Origin of the sequence: Halorarum salinum, assembly GCF_013402875.1 — an archaeon.
Taxonomy (GTDB): Archaea; Halobacteriota; Halobacteria; order Halobacteriales; family Haloferacaceae; genus Halorarum; species Halorarum salinum.
In genome coordinates, this window is the sequence record NZ_CP058579.1 from 1,919,377 (window position 1) to 1,935,319 (window position 15,943).

17 protein-coding genes are annotated in these 15,943 nt (G+C 56.4%); 10 read left to right on the plus strand and 7 right to left on the minus strand.

The features are described from left to right. Window positions 1-188 precede the first annotated feature (188 nt). The gene (locus HUG12_RS09265; protein WP_179268483.1) at window positions 189-1,040 is read right to left on the minus strand and encodes an IS5 family transposase; all 852 of its coding nucleotides are present in this window, start codon (window positions 1,038-1,040) and stop codon (window positions 189-191) included. Between the two features lie 24 nt (window positions 1,041-1,064). Here HUG12_RS09265 and HUG12_RS09270 point away from each other — a divergent pair, with 24 nt between their 5' ends. Next, complete coding sequence (locus HUG12_RS09270) at window positions 1,065-1,241, plus strand: hypothetical protein (protein WP_179268484.1); 177 nt, start codon at window positions 1,065-1,067, stop codon at window positions 1,239-1,241. Between the two features lie 514 nt (window positions 1,242-1,755). After that, window positions 1,756-2,130 carry a class I SAM-dependent methyltransferase gene (locus HUG12_RS09275; RefSeq protein WP_345777005.1) on the plus strand — a complete coding sequence of 125 codons (375 nt, stop codon included), beginning with the start codon at window positions 1,756-1,758 and terminating at the stop codon, window positions 2,128-2,130. Between the two features lie 15 nt (window positions 2,131-2,145). On the opposite strand, the gene HUG12_RS09280 is transcribed toward HUG12_RS09275, so the two are convergent. Then, window positions 2,146-3,732, minus strand: coding sequence for an ABC1 kinase family protein (locus HUG12_RS09280; protein ID WP_179268485.1), 1,587 nt, complete (start codon window positions 3,730-3,732; stop codon window positions 2,146-2,148). A gap of 108 nt (window positions 3,733-3,840) precedes the next feature. Between HUG12_RS09280 and HUG12_RS09285 the strand changes: the two genes are divergently transcribed. Beyond that, window positions 3,841-3,960, plus strand: coding sequence for a YHS domain-containing protein (locus tag HUG12_RS09285; protein WP_246308177.1), 120 nt, complete (start codon window positions 3,841-3,843; stop codon window positions 3,958-3,960). Between the two features lie 113 nt (window positions 3,961-4,073). Next, on the plus strand, window positions 4,074-5,204 hold the full coding sequence (locus HUG12_RS09290; protein ID WP_179268487.1) for a VIT1/CCC1 transporter family protein: 1,131 nt from the start codon (window positions 4,074-4,076) through the stop codon (window positions 5,202-5,204). A gap of 545 nt (window positions 5,205-5,749) precedes the next feature. Here HUG12_RS09290 and HUG12_RS09295 read toward each other — a convergent pair. Next, entirely contained in the window at window positions 5,750-6,757 is a 1,008-nt protein-coding gene (locus tag HUG12_RS09295; protein WP_179268488.1) for a Cdc6/Cdc18 family protein, read from the minus strand. 191 nt (window positions 6,758-6,948) lie between these two features. On the opposite strand from HUG12_RS09295, the gene HUG12_RS09300 reads away from it, so the two are divergent. Next, window positions 6,949-7,779 (plus strand): Cdc6/Cdc18 family protein, encoded by an 831-nt coding sequence (locus HUG12_RS09300; protein ID WP_179268489.1) that lies wholly within the window; start codon window positions 6,949-6,951, stop codon window positions 7,777-7,779. Between the two features lie 368 nt (window positions 7,780-8,147). Continuing rightward, on the plus strand, window positions 8,148-9,167 hold the full coding sequence (locus HUG12_RS09305) for a tyrosine-type recombinase/integrase (RefSeq protein ID WP_179268490.1): 1,020 nt from the start codon (window positions 8,148-8,150) through the stop codon (window positions 9,165-9,167). A gap of 275 nt (window positions 9,168-9,442) precedes the next feature. Here HUG12_RS09305 and HUG12_RS09310 read toward each other — a convergent pair whose 3' ends face one another. Beyond that, complete coding sequence (locus tag HUG12_RS09310; RefSeq protein ID WP_179268491.1) at window positions 9,443-10,255, minus strand: hypothetical protein; 813 nt, start codon at window positions 10,253-10,255, stop codon at window positions 9,443-9,445. Between the two features lie 226 nt (window positions 10,256-10,481). Between HUG12_RS09310 and HUG12_RS09315 the strand changes: the two genes are divergently transcribed. Beyond that, the gene (locus HUG12_RS09315) at window positions 10,482-10,649 is read left to right on the plus strand and encodes a DUF1931 family protein (protein WP_179268492.1); all 168 of its coding nucleotides are present in this window, start codon (window positions 10,482-10,484) and stop codon (window positions 10,647-10,649) included. 68 nt (window positions 10,650-10,717) lie between these two features. Here HUG12_RS09315 and HUG12_RS09320 read toward each other — a convergent pair whose 3' ends face one another. Continuing rightward, on the minus strand, window positions 10,718-10,924 hold the full coding sequence (locus HUG12_RS09320) for a hypothetical protein (RefSeq protein WP_179268493.1): 207 nt from the start codon (window positions 10,922-10,924) through the stop codon (window positions 10,718-10,720). A gap of 449 nt (window positions 10,925-11,373) precedes the next feature. Between HUG12_RS09320 and HUG12_RS09325 the strand changes: the two genes are divergently transcribed. The 3 genes from HUG12_RS09325 (at window position 11,374) to HUG12_RS09335 (ending at window position 13,330) form a co-directional block, all read left to right on the plus strand. Then, entirely contained in the window at window positions 11,374-11,691 is a 318-nt protein-coding gene (locus HUG12_RS09325) for a hypothetical protein (protein WP_179268494.1), read from the plus strand. 103 nt (window positions 11,692-11,794) lie between these two features. Further along, window positions 11,795-12,280, plus strand: coding sequence for a hypothetical protein (locus HUG12_RS09330; RefSeq protein ID WP_179268495.1), 486 nt, complete (start codon window positions 11,795-11,797; stop codon window positions 12,278-12,280). Between the two features lie 606 nt (window positions 12,281-12,886). Next, on the plus strand, window positions 12,887-13,330 hold the full coding sequence (locus tag HUG12_RS09335; protein ID WP_179268496.1) for a hypothetical protein: 444 nt from the start codon (window positions 12,887-12,889) through the stop codon (window positions 13,328-13,330). A 30-nt stretch (window positions 13,331-13,360) separates the two neighbouring features. Here the strand turns inward: HUG12_RS09335 and HUG12_RS09340 are convergent, their stop codons facing one another. Further along, window positions 13,361-14,485, minus strand: a complete 1,125-nt coding sequence (locus HUG12_RS09340; protein WP_179268497.1) for a tyrosine-type recombinase/integrase — start codon at window positions 14,483-14,485, stop codon at window positions 13,361-13,363. A gap of 215 nt (window positions 14,486-14,700) precedes the next feature. After that, the gene (locus HUG12_RS09345) at window positions 14,701-15,816 is read right to left on the minus strand and encodes an ABC transporter ATP-binding protein (protein ID WP_179268498.1); all 1,116 of its coding nucleotides are present in this window, start codon (window positions 15,814-15,816) and stop codon (window positions 14,701-14,703) included. Window positions 15,817-15,943 lie beyond the last annotated feature (127 nt).

The window sequence follows — 15,943 nt, forward strand, 5'->3', positions numbered from 1 at the left end:
ATAGACACGGCTCTATACATCCTGTATGAGGCACGACTCTATACTACTGACATCTACCTGAGGATTTCAATGACTTGCGTTAACTAAGCAAACTCACCTAGCGGGTGTTCCGTCGCAGACCGTCTGAAACGAACGCCGGCCGTCTACTGCAGACATCCTCTATATTCAGCAGTCCGCTCCTCTCAGAATCACGGACATTCGCACTTATCGCGTGAAATAGCGAGACTTCGTTCCAAGTTGTGAACGACGCACTTGAGGACGAGTTCGCGGAACTGCTTCCACCAACGGCGTGACCGCACGAACGCCCCAAATCTTAGTTTGATTGCTGCGTTGACTGTCTCGTTCATGTTCCGTCGATGGTAGAGGTCGCTATCCAGCCGTGTATTCCACGCCTTGTGGAGAGGTGTGAACTCACGATGCTTGATGAGCGGCCGGATATCGTGGTCACGGGCGAGTCGCCGGAGCTTCTGGTCGTCATAGCCCTTGTCACCGGTCAACACCGCGATGGACGCCGCGTTCCGTTTCGCTACCTGTGGCGCAATCTGCGTATCGTGCTTCCGCGTTGTAGTCACGTGAATGTCGAGAACGGCGTTGGTCGCTGTATCGACCAACAGTGTCGTCTTCAACTGTTGTATCGTGAGATTTGTCCGCTTCGTATAGTGGGCTGAGGTGTGGGCTCGTTCAAACCCAGACGCATCGATGCCAGTGACACCGTTGACCGGCAAATCCGCGAGCGAGACGTTCAGTAACACCCGCCAGACGGCCATCTCCAAGCGGTCGAACGCCTTGCAGCGTGTCGTGGGTGCGGGAATCAAATTGAGATTAAGGGCGTCACGGATGCGGGGCATCTCGATGAGTTCGTCAACGAGGTCGCGGTATGTGATCGTCTTCTTGACTTTCAGGCAGAGCGAGACGACGCGTTGGCGGAGTGTGAATCGTTTCCGCGAATAGCGTGTCGAGAACCGAGCAACAGCACGGCGAGCCAGCACCATAGCACGTTCAACGAACCGGAGGAGCTGTGACTTCGAGAGGGCATCCATCTTCCCTCCCGCTACTCACTCATCATGTTTCTCAGCAAGGGTTTCAACAAAGCCGTCCTTCTCGAAACGGCGCTCGGGTTACTCCGGACGTTCGCGACGGAACTGGCACGTCTCGAAGAACGCAGCGACACCGAGAGCGAACCGACTCTGTACCCCTACTCGCGGTCGACGACGCAGATGATATCGAAGAGCAGCCGCTGACCGAGGAACTCTCCCGGATGGTCGAAACCTTACAGGACGACACGGAACAGTACACGTCGGCGGAATTCCGGGACCAGAACCACGAAACGAGAGCAACCCTCATCTCTGGCGTGACGGCACTCCGATTGTTCCTCTCACGATTGAACCAGAGCGTCGACGCGACGTATGTCTCGGGATCACAACACGAGACAGATCCTGCGACCGCAACGGAAGAAGTCGATGACTAAGCCCCATCATCCGATATTTGCACGACTGTACGACCCGGTGATGCGACCGGCAGAACGAACAGTTCTCACTGAACATCGGCGATATCTCACGAGCGGAATTTCCGGTGCGGTTCTAGATCTTGGTGCGGGGACGGGTGCGATGTTCCCCTATTTCAACGAGGCCACGGCAGACGGGGCAGCTGTCACGCTATCCACGATTGAACCGGATCCACACATGCGTCGACAGGCGGTCAAGTGAGCCCGCGATCGGACTGGAGATTGCGGTCGAGGACGCTGGTGCTGAAGCATTGCCGTTCGCAGACGAGTCGTTCGACGTGGTGATTGCGTCGCTGGTGTTCTGTACGATTCTCGATGTTGAGGCTGCACTCCTCGAAGTAGCGCGAGTGCTGAAACCAGGCGGTGAATTCCGATTCCTCGAACACGTCCGGGACGACGGGACGGTCGAGATTTCCCACGATGTGCTCGCACCAGCTTGGCACACTGTCGCTGGCGGCTGTCATCTGAATCGAGAGACGGACGAGGTGTTTCGGACTGACGATCGCTTCGAACTCGTCGATTACACGAGAGTGGACGACGACCGCATTGGGGTCGTGCCGTTGATCCGAGGGACGCTCGAACGCCACGATGATACGTCGTTACTCGCGCGACTCGTGAAGCGGTAGCGAGACTGGTGATAACTATCGAGTCAGCCGATCAGACGAGGTCAGGAACAGGATGATGAAGACGAGGGTGACTCCCAGGCCAACTAGCGAATAGGTAAGATCGGCAGCAGCAAGCAGCGCCGTTCCGATAAGAGACGCCGCAGCGAGTAGCGCATAGCCGAGCGAGCGAGAGTCCTGTTGCTGAGTCCGGGCAGTGGCTCGCGTCCGCTCTTCCGCTCGTGCCTCCAGCTCTCGTTCGAGCTTTGTCGGCAGGCGAAGCAGTGCCCAAAGCGACGCCTCGAGTTCACCTCGAATCTCCTCGAGTTTCATCCGGGCCGCTCGTTCCATGAACCCGTGCTCGCGGAGGAACGTCTGTGCCGCAGCGAGAAAGTCGAACTCCGGGTCGAGTTGTCTGAGAACCCCCTCACTAATCGATCCCACCCGGAGGACGAGCATGATATCGGGCGGAATGCGAAACGGGAACTCGTGGAGCATCCCGGTCACTTCGCTGATGATCTGCTGCCAGTCCACGGTCTCGCTGCCCTCCAAGTCCTCAATGACTAACTCAAGGACGTGCCCAACGGCGGCCCGATCAGCGTCAGGATCGAGCGCACCGAGAGCGATGAGTTCGTCAATAATTCCATCCACGTTCCGATTGACAGCAGCGAGATAGAGGTTTACGACGCTGTTCTGCATCGCCGGCGTGAAGCGGCTACTCATCCCGAAATCGTAGAAGACGATACGCCCGTCGTCATCGACGGCGAGATTACCAGGATGCGGATCGCCATGGTACACGCCGTGCTCGAGCCCCATCGTGAAGTACGCGTTCGCAACATCCTCCGCAACCTGTTTCGGGTCGTGGTCCTCCGATTCGAGTTCGTCAACGTCGGTGACCTTCGTCCCTTCAACGTAGGCCATGGTGAGCACACGTTCCGAGGAAACATCCTGGTAGACACGTGGGATGACGACCGTCTCGTTGCCGTCGCGTTCGAAGTTTGACCGGATCTCCGCCATCATTCGAGCCTCCCGCTCGAAGTCGAGTTCCTCCAGAATGATGCGCTCGAAGTCGTCAGCCATGTTCCGGAGCGAAAACTGGAGGCGCTCCGGGGCAAGCAGCATCGCCAGTGGGATGAGTCGGCGGATGATGCGAAGGTCGGTCTCAATGAGATCTTTGACGCCAGGCCGTCGAACCTTCACAACGACTTGGTCGCCCTGATACGTCGCTCGATAAACCTGCGCCAGTGACCCACCTGCAATCGGTTCCGGATCGAAGTCATCATACGAGTGATAGCCGACATCGTCTGCAAGCGCGGGGATCATCTCGCGATACGGCCCCGTCGGGACCGCATCCTGCAGCGTGACGAACTCCTCGGCGTACACCTGTGGGACAATATCAGGACGAGTTGAGAGGACCTGTCCGATTTTCACGAACGTCGGCCCAAGATCGAGCATCACGTCGCGAAGCCGGCGGGCACGCTGTGCGTGCGTCTCTCGAGAGATCGAACGGGGGCGTCCGAAGAGCAAAAACCGACGTCGGTCACGAAGGAAGAGTATCACAAATGGGACAAGATGGCCCAGAATCCGGAAGAGTCGAAGAGAAAACCTGATCATCAGTGTCAACATCGAATTCTCCGTCGTTCCCTAATAGATACGTGTTGGAAGCGTTCCGAAATCACCATTCGGATGGGCGCCGAAACATTCTGATGAATGCCTACCGATCCGGTCTGTGGGATGGAACTCACATCTGATGACGCCGTCGCTACTGTTCAGCACGGAGGGAAGACGTACTATTTCTGTAGCGACGGGTGTCGTCAGCGATTTGAGGAACAGCCGACTGTATATACGAAGTAGTCCCCACTTTTCAGGCTTGAGGTCGGGTGAAGTGGCAGTCTCCATTCAATTCTGAAGGCTGTACTGTTTCGTCCCCTGGTATCACTAAGTCTTTCCCCATCGAAATCTGGACAATGAGCACGCGTGACGACGTTACGCGGTATCGTCGCAATATACAGGACGAGATAGACAGTGCGACCGTCTACGAGGCCATGGCCTCAGCGGAATCTCAATCCCAGCTCGCCGACGTGTATCGGCGCTTGGCGGCGACCGAGCGTGAGCACGCGGAGTTCTGGACTGAGAAACTTCGTGAGTCGGGCACCGATATATCTACTCCACAGCCGTCTTGGAGAGCTCGTGTTCTCGCGTGGCTCGCCAGCCGGTTTGGCCCTGACGTTGTCGCCCCGACGATGCGCGCTGGAGAAACAACTGGCGGTGCAGGATACGCCAGGCAATCGGAAGTCGAGGGGACGGGGATAGTGGCTGACGAACGATCCCACGATCGCCTGCTTGCAGCAATCTCCGAGGCACCCGGCCGTGGCGCAGAAGGGAGCGTCCTCGCCCGCCTTGAAGGGCGACATCGCGCAACTAGTGGCAACGCCCTCAGGGCGGCCGTTCTCGGAGCGAACGACGGCCTCGTGTCGAACCTGAGTCTCGTGATGGGTGTCGCAGGGGCCGCCCTCAACGCGACGGCCATCCTCATCACCGGGTTGGCCGGATTGCTCGCCGGTGCCGGGTCGATGGCGATGGGCGAGTGGCTCTCCGTCCAGAGTTCGCGGGAACTCTACCAGCGCCAGATCGACATCGAGGCCGCTGAACTCGCTGAAGTCCCCGAAGAGGAGGAAGAAGAGTTGGCGCTCATCTACGAAGCGAAAGGCTTCTCCAGAGACCAAGCAGAGCAGCTCGCAGAACGACTGGTAGCAGACGAGGCCACGGCACTCGATACACTTGCTCGTGAGGAGTTAGGCATCGATCCCGAGGAGTTGGGCGGGTCTGCCTGGGAGGCTGCAGGTGCGTCGTTCATCCTCTTCGCACTGGGAGCGATCGTCCCCGTCATCCCGTTCTTCGCATTCACCGGAATCACCGCTGTGGGGGTTAGTCTCCTGTTGAGTGCGGTTGCGCTCTTTGTGGTCGGTGCTGCGATCACCGTGTTGACCGGCCGTAGCGTTCTCTATTCTGGCACCAGACAGGTCGTGATCGGACTCGCCGCAGCTGGTCTTACCTACGGCGTTGGGACGCTTATCGGCGTGTCCATCGCCGGATGAACGAGGAACGACTGGAGATCGGTCCTCGTCTTTGATTGTCGAGCGGCCGTAGTGTAAGTCAGGACTGTACCTCTAATTCCAGACCTGCTGAGCGTGACTGGGGGGTACAGCACTAGGTTCATACCGCTCGGAAGACTTCTTTCGGAATTACCCTTGAAGAGACAGTGGATTACCTCGCCGATGAACTCTGCATCATGAGACACAGCGTAGGCAACGGCGACAACAACCAGGAGCGCCGTTCCGGTAACGATGGTCGATTGAACTGGCGTCGCAGGTTCCAACTGCCAGACCCGTACGCCAGGTAACGCCCCGAGACAGACGAGAAAGACGAGCCCAGCCACAGCATCCCCTCACCCGCTTCTCCCAATTCATGAAACCCGCTTCCCTTCCACAGACCGAATACCTTCTGGGTGATAAGAGACTCACCTGTATTGAGCGATCTACCGCCATCTCAATCGTGCGTGTCTCCGGTGCTGGAGTGGCCCCGTGGCGTCAGCGCGCGTCGACAACTGCATTAGCCTCGACGGGCGCTGGCTCCCGTGCTCTCAACAGGGGCGCTGGAGCCAGATGGACCGGGTCTTCCCGGCGTGGCCCCCGTAGTGATACTCGACGCGGATCACCTCAAGGAGTTCGAGGTGTTCGAGAAAATCACTGACCCGGCGCGTGCTCAACGGGGAAGTCTGCGTCTGGGTGCAGCGTTCCCGGTACCAGTCATAAACCGCACCGGACCGCACTGGTTCTGTGTCGGCCGTCAGCAGTTCGATAGCGTCCAGGAGCAATCGATGATGCGCCGATAACGGAGCCAGTAGTTTGGCATGATAGCGCTGGCGGACATCGGGTTGGACGAGACGGACGACGTCCTCGGTGATCCGGCCGTCCGTGACCTCACCGGCCAGAGTGAGCCAGTGGTATGCCAGCCGGATGTTCGGCGTCGTCGCCGCGATGGAGGCTGCCGCGTCATCGGTCACCTCGTTGTCGAGCCAGTCGTGCCCCCGTGTATTGAGGATGTGGACAACGTCGACTTCCGTGTACGGCTCGCAGTAAATCATGGACGGCAGGAGCGAGCTATAGATACGTTCATCGAGTTCTGTGGCCAGGTCGGGATGGATGGCCGAGAGCATCACAAGCCGTAGTGTCTGCTGTGGGAGCCGAGAGAGCGAATACAGGAGGTCGGTACCGTCGTTCAGCAGGAGGAAGTCGATATCATCCAACACGACAACGAGATCCTGGTCGGCGAGCGCGTCTGTGAGCGCCGAGGTAAGCTGGGCGGTGTGGTACCCCGTCCTGAAGTCACTGTCCGTGACGGCATTGCAGAGTGCGGTCAGCACCCTGTACTGTATATCGTACTGGATACACGTGAGTCGGCAGACGGTGGTCCGCTCAGGGAGGACGCGTACTGCGTGCCGTGTCAGGAACGTTTTCCCACCACCCTTTGGGCCGTACAGGTAGAGTGCTGGGTCGCGTCGATGCAGGAGCCCATCCACCAGGGCATCGTACTCATCGCTCCGGCCAACGAGGTCCGGCACCTCATCGGTCTCACTGTCTCGCGCCATGCCGCCTTTCGAACACCGACCGGAGACATTCATAGCTGCCCGAACCCCCGGTTTCCGATGGGTCGTGGAACTATGTTCACAGTTCCATCCACATCGAAGAGTCGTATGAGCATATACAGCTCTGATCACCCAAGCTAACCGAAGGACGGCCTCTTCCCTTGTTTTTGAAGCTTTCCCGAGAGTTGAGTCTCATGTTCGAACGCGCAACGAACCATGGTACACTAATCCGATCCGAATCACCGCTGACAGCAGCGTATACGCCACCAGAGCCCATTGATAGGAGCCAGGAACTGGCGCTGATTGCGGACGCGGTGCGTCCCCTCATCCATCGCAAGCAGCCAGACCATCTCCTCGTGTTTGGCCCGGCGGGCGTCGGGAAGACGCTGCTCGCGACCCACGTCCTCTCCCACCTGGCCGAGGAGACGCGGGTGACCACCGCATACATCAACTGCTGGCAGTACAACACTCGGCCGGCGCTCCTGACCGAACTCCTGATCCAACTCGGGTATCCGGCCCCGCGGAAAGGCAACCCCGTCGACGAACTGGTGACGAAGCTCCGTGAGTGGTTGGACAAGCACCACGGCGCCGTCGTCGTCCTCGATGAGTTCGACCAACTGACCGACCAGACGGACGTCGCCTACGACCTGCAGGAGACGAGTGACACCGCAGAGAGTTCCCTCGGATTGATCTTGGTCTCGAACCAGCCACCGGCGGACCTCGAGTTGGAACCGCGGAGCCAGAGCCGGTTGGCGTATCACCCGCTCGAGATTCGCCCATACACGGAAGTGGACCTCGTCGAGATCCTCTCACAGCGTGTTGAACAGGCCTTCCATCGCGATGCTGTGGCGGATGAGGCGATCGAGCGGATTGCCGCGCTCGTCGCGGCAGAGAACGGGGACTGCCGGGAAGCGCTCACCCTGCTGTTACGGGCGGCTCGACTGGCAGAACGTGACCACGCGGAGACGGTCACCGTCACCCATGTTGAACGAAGCACCACACAGAGGGAACAATACCGAAGGTAAGTCGAGAATCCATACAGGGGGACCTATGGGATCGAGGCAGTAGTTCGATTTACTGGTCGGATGGAGGGGAAGTACTGGGACAATGTGCTGGTGACTTCTTGGCACCTAGGAAGATACCCCTGCATTTATTCCCGTCCTGCGACTATTGGCGCTTGCCGAATCACATGACGGAGGCGACCCCCGCTATCTTCCATAACGAACTGTCGACGCGGACGGCCGATGGATTTATATAGACCTCGACGCCGTCTGTTGACTCTGGATCGTGATGGAAAATCATGGGCGCTGCAGGGGATGGCTACTACCCACGCGATTCCCCGCAAACTGTCCACCAGGTGGCCACAGCTCCCCACGAGGTTGCCAGACCACCAATGTCCGACCTCGAACCAATCGCACCAACTGACGCACTCGAACTGTACCTCACCGACCGCAGCAGCGACCTGAGCGACTGGACGATCCGCTCACACCGCTCCCGCCTTTCAACGTTTATCGAGTGGTGCCGCGACAGTGAAGGCCTCGAGAACCTGAACGATCTCACGGGCCGGACCATCCACCGGTACAAGATCTGGCGGCGCGACGAAGGTGATATCAACACAGTCACGCTGAAAACCCAGATCGATACTGTCCGCGTCTTCGTGAAATGGCTCGAAACGATCGAAGGCTGTCCACCCGACACAGCAGCCAAGATCAAGTCACCGTCACTGAGCCCGGAAGAGAACATCCGAGACACCGAACTCCACACGGACGCCGCCGAAGAGATGCTTGACCATCTCACCAAGTACGAGTACGCAAGCCTCCGGCATGTCACACTCTCGCTGCTCTGGCACACGCTCATGCGGCGGGGGGCAGCACGCGCCATCGACCTCCAAGATTACGATCGCGACGAGCAGTATATCCATATCGTCCACCGGCCCGAGACCGAGACCCCGTTAAAGAATGGGCAGGGTGGTGAGCGGATGGTTGCCCTCCCGAATACCATGTGTGACCTCCTGAGCGACTGGATCGACGATCAGCGGCCCGATGTGACTGACGACTACGGACGGAGTCCACTCCTCGCGACGACCCAGGGACGGGTCCACGTCACGACCATCCAACAGTACGTGTACATGGCAACGCGGCCGTGTGCCTACGGCGTAGCGTGTCCACATGATCAGGACCCGGACACGTGTGCTGCGGCGGTTGAACGCTACGACGCATCGAAGTGCCCGTCATCCGTCTCACCGCATGCCATTCGTCGCGGGAGCATCACGCATTGGCTCCGGAAGGATGTCCCCCAACCAGCGATCAGCGACCGAGCGGATGTTTCGGCGACAGTCCTCGATGCCCACTACGACGAACGAAGTGAACAGGAGAAGATGGAGCAGCGGCGTGCGTTCCTCGACGATATTTAGTAGTGTCTAGACTAGGAATATAACTACACAGTCGGCCGGACGCAACTCTCTTGAGCCGCATTTGAATGGGATCGAATTAACGAATTTACTCGATCCTATCTTTTCGGTCGTACGTGATTTACCACGGTGGCTGTGTACTGTCTGCCCCAACGAGGAGCAACGAGTGTTCTCGATGAGCAGTTCGAGTGTCCGGAGGAATAGCAGGTGCTCACCAATTGGTAGCCCATCTCTGAGACCCGGATAACAACTTATCTTCGGATGCTCCAGAATCTGGCTTATCTCACGGCTTTCATAAAGGCACGACTGTCCCCGATAAAGTCCTGATCAAACTCATACTCGTCCAACCAGCCTTCCTCCATCTCTTCCGGGTAGACCGCTCCCGTAGCGATGTACGTTTGCCCGCGGTCATACGTTTGCACAACCAGCAACGCGCGATAGTCAATAACAAAATCGTCGTCCTCGGTTTCAGCAGTAAACTCTGCTGAGAGCGTAAATTCGTCCTCGATAGTGGCCTCAGCATTACTGTAGCTGATATCGTTTCGGCGGCAGGTGGTCCCCCATTCGCTTTCATAGAGGCCCGTACATAGATCGGCGTCGGTGAACGGATAGTCCGTTTCTAGCTGGTCGCTGAAGACCTCAAGAGCGGTTGCTCCAACAATAGTCTCAGCCTTTTCCCGATGGTTCGCAATGTCATCGAGATCGATCTCGACTGCTCCAGGGCCGTACCCCACTAATAGAGAATCGATGACCGACATACCGCTGTCATCCTCCTCTGATGTGAAGTCGATGTAGGCCTCGCTCCGCATGGTCTGAAGGGTCCACGCATAGAGCCGCCACTGAGGCACATCCACCCCGAGATCATCTTTGACCTTCTCACGGAGTCCTGCGTGCTGGCTGGAGGCACCGATCCAGGCTACGTCGTTGTTATCCTGCTTTTCGTAATCAACGGTTTCCCACGGGGATTCGGCGAACAAATCTGGGAGAGTTGGTCTTGTCAGTGATGCTCTGGTCGCGCTGCTTTCCGCTCGACCGGCCACAGAGAATGACGAGAGGGCCGCGATCCCAGCAATAACCGCTCGCCGTGACATGGCCGTCTTGTTCGAATAATTGGGTGTCATATGCTTTCTATCCACTATTTCACCGGGGGTTACATAAGGGTACGTCAGACATGAATCATTAGTCAGACAGACGGCATACGTTCCTCTTTTATGTGAACTACAAGCATCGCCCGATCGAAAACCGGCATCGTGCAGAACTAGCAGCTGAAGCCGTCTCCTCAAGGTTTATTGCCCTCAGTTCTCAAGCGTTGTCTGCATGGCGAACCTTGTGGTCAAATCCGCTGTGAAAGAGAAGCTCGAAGGAAAGAACGTCGCTGCGGACTTCTACGATAATCTGAACGAGGAGGTTGCTGACCTTCTCGAGGATGCCGCGCGACGCGCTGAGGATAACGAGCGGAAGACGGTGCAGCCACGAGACCTCTAACTCCGGGGATCGACACCTGGCCCAGACTGCTTTCTTCCCACACCAGACCCATTCAGAACGGCGCCAGACTACTGTATTCCGAAGAAGTAGTTAATCGCAGCGGACGCACCACCCAGGTCGCGAAAGAATTTCGCAAAGGCTCCGAGCCCAATTGTGCCGAGGATACCCCCACCCACAAGTGGATCGATCGCCATCGCTAATCGGAGGAGCGTACCGAATTCGAACATTTCCACGAGGAAGATTCCCCCTGTGAACAAGGCGAAGTCGACGGGCATCGCAATCCCCTGTTGAAACAGGACCCAGAGGACCGTGAGGCCACCGAGCAGAATGAGCCACGTATACGTGCGTCCGTGTTCCGTGGCGTTCTCAGGAGCGCCCTTTCGCCAATTCCGAAAGTAGTTCGCTGTTTGCCACAGTGACTTAAGCAGCCCTGACGACATGTTCGATAACAAACTGTATGGGCATGTGGAGCATAAGTTTTGCGCGAAGCGGTTTGAGTGACAGCGCGTCAGAGCCGTTGTTAATAGCAGTTCTCGGTGCACGGGATACCAGTATGGAGGAAGAATGTAGGTACTGCAGTGTTGCACAAGTCGTCCCTGTCCTCACGATTCAGGTCACTGACGGTCCTCGTCCTGGGAACAAGTATCGGCGATTCTGTACTGCCTGTGAGCGGTGACTGCCGATGTGTTCAGTATCCTATTTTCGACAGCATCCCCAGCCGCATGTGCTTCCGCCGGACAGTACTCTGGACGAGAAGCGGGTAATTCCGATCGAAGAATTCCAAGGAGATGGTGGTGCTGTACTCGCGAGTAGTGCCGTCAAAGGCTCATTAGGAGACGTTATCGAAATCCCGCATAGTTTGCAGGCCCAGTGTGAAGGTAATGGGCCCACCAGTGCTTGTGAACCTGGTGAGCATGAGCTTGTGGAGAAGATTCATGTGTTGAATGATGCAGTCGGTCTGCTGGTCGTCAACGATATCGTGGATGAGGCAGCTGCGTACCGGTTTCTCGCGGGCAAGCTCACGGAACTTCTGGACGCCTAGGAAGCATCGGAATCGCCTGCTGGAACCTCCTGAGCGAGTGTCTGTTGGGATGGGCCAAGAGAAGACGCGTTTTATACTGGCTCCTCAATCATATGGCGTTGTCATGAGTACGAACGTGTTCCTGGCACCGTGTGACCCGGGCAACTTTGACCGGACGGTGCGTTCCCCTGTTGATCTCAGTGAGTATCCCGAGCATCCGTCTGAGGTGTCAGGGATGGATACCGTCCGGTTTTGGGGAGTGCGTAACGGGTCGGACAACGAGACTTATTTCGAGAAGATGGAGAGTGGGGATCTCGTCCTCTTCTACCAGGATGGGGCGTACGTGGGGACAGGACGGATCGGGACGACCTTTGAAGACGAGGCTGGGTGGGCGAGCTCCACGTTCTGGAACGATGCACCGTCCACGCGCATCTATACGCTGAAAGAGTTCGAACAGGTGTCTGTCCCGAAATCCGCGGTCAATGTGATCTTCGACTACGTGGCGGACTTCAATCCACAAGGGCTGATGCGGGTAGCCGATAATCGGGTGACCAAGTCTCTTGCTTCGATCAAACTGGCGGTGGAGAGATTCAGCGAACGAACCAGCTAGGCCTTGGACCAGTCGGTCGTGGCCGCCCTACTCATATGGTGGCTGAACATGGGCGAGTACCCGAACATCAAGTTCATCGTACGCAGGCTCGTACACGGTTTCGTTCCCTGGACGCGATTCGGCGGTCCAGCGTGCGCCGTTCATGTATTCCCAGAGGATCTCACTGGTGCTTCGCTCGTATCTGATCTGTTGTCTCTCCCGCTCCCCCATCGAGTGGTAGATCACAACATCGAATGTCCCATCATCCCATACCCGGACGTTGCATGTCCGAGGTGCGGGGAGCTCTTCTCGAGCGAGCTGGCGGATGCGATCGACAAGTGGTGCAAGCACTTCCATCGGCGGGATTCCATCAGCTGTCATGGGTCTGGGTGGTGTCTCATTCTCCCGCAGCCAGCGGGAGCACTGTTTACCGACCAAAGGTCAATCGAAAGTCTACCGACGGGTGAGCCTCAATAGGAGCACAGAGACACCCGCGACTGCAAGAAAACGGGACATGTGGTCCCTCTACGAACGAGCACAAAAGTACATCGAACGAGAACACGACACGGAGATTCTATTTTCGCTGGCCTGCTAATTTTATTCCTTTTCACACCCGTTCTAGACCGTATGGGCGAATACGCAGAACACGATATCGACTATATCAGCGGAGAGCTAGCCGGAATCATCTTAGCCGCTAGCATTCAGACCACGGACGACACAACATTCGACAAAGCCGCCTGGAGGGACCTACAGGGAGAAGACATTACGTACAACAGCTTTCCCGGCTATCCTAGCAAGGAGGCGAGGCAGCAGCAAGAAGACCCGTTGACGATCATGAAGTGGGATGATCGTCGCGAAGTTGCAACATTGGCGGAGGGAGCAGCGGTTCCTACAGACAGAATCGGGTCGATAGTCTTCGATGATGGGACTGTCGTAAGCAATCGAACCGGGGAGAAGACGATGTTCTCCTTACCAGACTCGCTATATAAGGTGATTTCACGCCTCAGTGACCTCCGGCTGAAGATCATCCGTGACGTGTACGATTACACTCCTGAGACACGGCCCAAGTGACGTCGATCCATGACTAAGATTCGGCAGACCTCACTCAGGAGATGCCGAGAGGACTGCATCAATGGCTGCGGTACGCATCTGTCGCTGCTCTTCCTTCGTCGTCTTATCGTAGTGGTGGTCGAGCACGGCCACCGAAGCATCCACCTCGTCTGAGATAATCTCCTTCGGGACACCATACCGTCGAAGATGGGTAATGTACCCCCGGCGGACGTCATGCGGTGATCGCTTGCTCGGACACTCCATATTCCCGGTCTGCTGTGCGGCTCGACACTCAGCAGGGATCTCCCCGTGTGGACACTCACCGTCGAAAGCGCATGGCGCCGTCCACTTGTTGATATACGTCCGGATGGTCGGAGACGCAATACGCCCATTGGCCGTTGAGAGCAGTGGTTCACGTCCGTACTCATCCGTTGCGTCGACGCGCTGGTGCTGGAGGTAATCGTCAAGCGTGTCGCACACAGCCGGGGGTACCGTAACCTGGCGCTCGCTCTTGTCCCCGTTCTTCAGTCGTGTCCCGGTCGTTGGTCGATTGTGCAGCTCCAGATATCCCTCGTCATTCTGTGTCGGTGGAGAATAGTCCTGGAGATCAAGTGCGAGCAGTGTACAGATGCGGAGACCCTTCTCAGCCACCAACAGCCAGACGATGTGCTCCCGGGACGCATACCGGAACGTCGCGAGGTGGCCGATGATCGTCTCGGCGCGGTCACGCTCCAAGAGTCGATCACGTGTCTCATCTGCAGCGACCACGTCGACATCTGGGACGAGATACGGCAGTTCAGATCTGACGTAGTCCTGCTGGCGGCAGAAGCGTAGGAAGACGCTCAGGGTCTCCAATTGCGATTCCAGCGTGCGCGGTGCATAGCCGAGGTCAGTCTGGTGTGTTTTGTACGCCTCTAGATCAGGCCCATCGAGTGCGTTCAGATCATCGATCTCTGCGTACTCCGAACACCATCGTGAGAAGTGCGCCAACCGCGCTGCGTGCGACCGCATCGTCGACGGGAGATTCCCCTCGGGATTGGTATCGAGATATTCGTCTACCGCTGCATGTGGTCCCCGTGGAACAAGGTCCGCAGCGTTCGTCTCGGCGACGCCCGTCTCATAGAGGATGCGGCGCAGTTTTCGTTCAAGATCCGGGTGCGTGGCATTGGAATCCATCTGCTATTTGTGTGCTATCAGTCCGGGATGTCCCAGCCTCTAAGGCGTGATACTAGAGACAGAAGCTTAAGCATGTGTGTCGGATCTATACCATGGTAACATAGCCAATGATGCATGTCATGCATTCACCAGTCTACAAGGAGATATCGTTCGGTGATAGTAGACAACTTTCCGGCGGCACTCCTAGCTCGGTCCACTGGTTGCCGGGATTTGAATTATTCCCGATTCCCGGATTTTGCTACAAGTTTCTCAGTTTTTGAATCAAATAGGTATAGATTATCGACATCAATCTCAAGTGAAATCATGTCTCCGACTGAGAAGTCATTTTCAGCCGAAATCAGCGCAATGAGTTCACCTTGATTAGTCTCGATCGTGATTTGTGCACGGTCGTCGATTGGTTCATGGAGCATTAATTCTCCATTGAGGGTATTTTTCCGGGATCCATGCCTGAGAGAGATAGAGATCGGGCGGATTCCAAGCGTCACCTCGGTGGGATTTGAGTCGGTCAGGATTCGATCAGTCTTGAATTCAAGTGTTGTATCTTCGACCGTAACAGTTCCATCGTCCGGTGAGAGTGATTCGAGGGTAGCGTCTAGGAAGTTCATCGATGGATTCCCAATAAAGTTGGCAACAAAAACATTTGTAGGATAGTGATATAGGTCCTCGCGGTTGCCAACTTGCTCAAGCCTACCGTCGTTCATGACTGCGATACGATCGCTCATCGTCATCGCTTCTTCTTGATTGTGAGTGACGTATACCGTAGGTTTCTGGAGTTGCTGGTGAACTCGTTGGACCTCCTTACGAACATCTACCTGGAGTTTTGCGTCAAGATCACTGAGCGGTTCGTCCATGAGAAACGCTTGCGGATTCTGAACAATCGTCCGGGCAAGCGCGACCCGCTGTTGTTGACCACCACTTAGCTCACCAGGATATTTATCGAGTAGATCGTTGATTTGCATGATCTCGGCAGCCTCTTCAACCTGCTCCTTTTGTTCATCTTTAGACACGTTATCTATCTTGAGTGGATACGCAATATTCTTAAATGAGGTCATATGCGGATATAGCGCGATATCCTGAAACATCATCGCAAGATCTCGTTTGCTTGCTGGCACGTCGGTTATGTCTTCCTCACCGTAAAGGATACGACCACTAGTTGGCGTCTCTAACCCTGCTATACATCGGAGTGTTGTGGTTTTTCCGCACCCTGATGGTCCGACGAGGGTGAGGAATTCTCCTTCATTGATTCTGAGATCAACACCCTCTACAGCTATCTCCGTCCGTTGTGAGACCTGGTACTCCTTTCGAAGATCTTTAACCTCTATAGCACTCATGTAAGTCTCTACTCCTATTGATCTATTGGAACAATATAATACTAATGAATATATTCCTATATTTTTCCTTATGTAGTATAGGGGGTGTGTGATTTATTGAGTTGCTGAAGGCGAGACTCGGAGTAAA

Coding starts and splice junctions, on each gene's coding strand:
- HUG12_RS09270 (WP_179268484.1), top strand. CDS start 1,065: ATGTTTCTCAGCAAGGGTTTCAACAAAGCCGTCCTTCTCGAAACGGCG.
- HUG12_RS09300 (WP_179268489.1), top strand. CDS start 6,949: ATGTTCGAACGCGCAACGAACCATGGTACACTAATCCGATCCGAATCA.
- HUG12_RS09315 (WP_179268492.1), top strand. CDS start 10,482: ATGGCGAACCTTGTGGTCAAATCCGCTGTGAAAGAGAAGCTCGAAGGA.
- HUG12_RS09295 (WP_179268488.1), bottom strand. CDS start 6,757: ATGGCGCGAGACAGTGAGACCGATGAGGTGCCGGACCTCGTTGGCCGG.
- HUG12_RS09290 (WP_179268487.1), top strand. CDS start 4,074: ATGAGCACGCGTGACGACGTTACGCGGTATCGTCGCAATATACAGGAC.
- HUG12_RS09265 (WP_179268483.1), bottom strand. CDS start 1,040: ATGGATGCCCTCTCGAAGTCACAGCTCCTCCGGTTCGTTGAACGTGCT.
- HUG12_RS09320 (WP_179268493.1), bottom strand. CDS start 10,924: ATGCCCGTCGACTTCGCCTTGTTCACAGGGGGAATCTTCCTCGTGGAA.
- HUG12_RS09280 (WP_179268485.1), bottom strand. CDS start 3,732: ATGTTGACACTGATGATCAGGTTTTCTCTTCGACTCTTCCGGATTCTG.
- HUG12_RS09335 (WP_179268496.1), top strand. CDS start 12,887: ATGGGCGAATACGCAGAACACGATATCGACTATATCAGCGGAGAGCTA.
- HUG12_RS09345 (WP_179268498.1), bottom strand. CDS start 15,816: ATGAGTGCTATAGAGGTTAAAGATCTTCGAAAGGAGTACCAGGTCTCA.
- HUG12_RS09310 (WP_179268491.1), bottom strand. CDS start 10,255: ATGTCACGGCGAGCGGTTATTGCTGGGATCGCGGCCCTCTCGTCATTC.
- HUG12_RS09340 (WP_179268497.1), bottom strand. CDS start 14,485: ATGGATTCCAATGCCACGCACCCGGATCTTGAACGAAAACTGCGCCGC.
- HUG12_RS09285 (WP_246308177.1), top strand. CDS start 3,841: ATGGAACTCACATCTGATGACGCCGTCGCTACTGTTCAGCACGGAGGG.
- HUG12_RS09305 (WP_179268490.1), top strand. CDS start 8,148: ATGTCCGACCTCGAACCAATCGCACCAACTGACGCACTCGAACTGTAC.
- HUG12_RS09330 (WP_179268495.1), top strand. CDS start 11,795: ATGAGTACGAACGTGTTCCTGGCACCGTGTGACCCGGGCAACTTTGAC.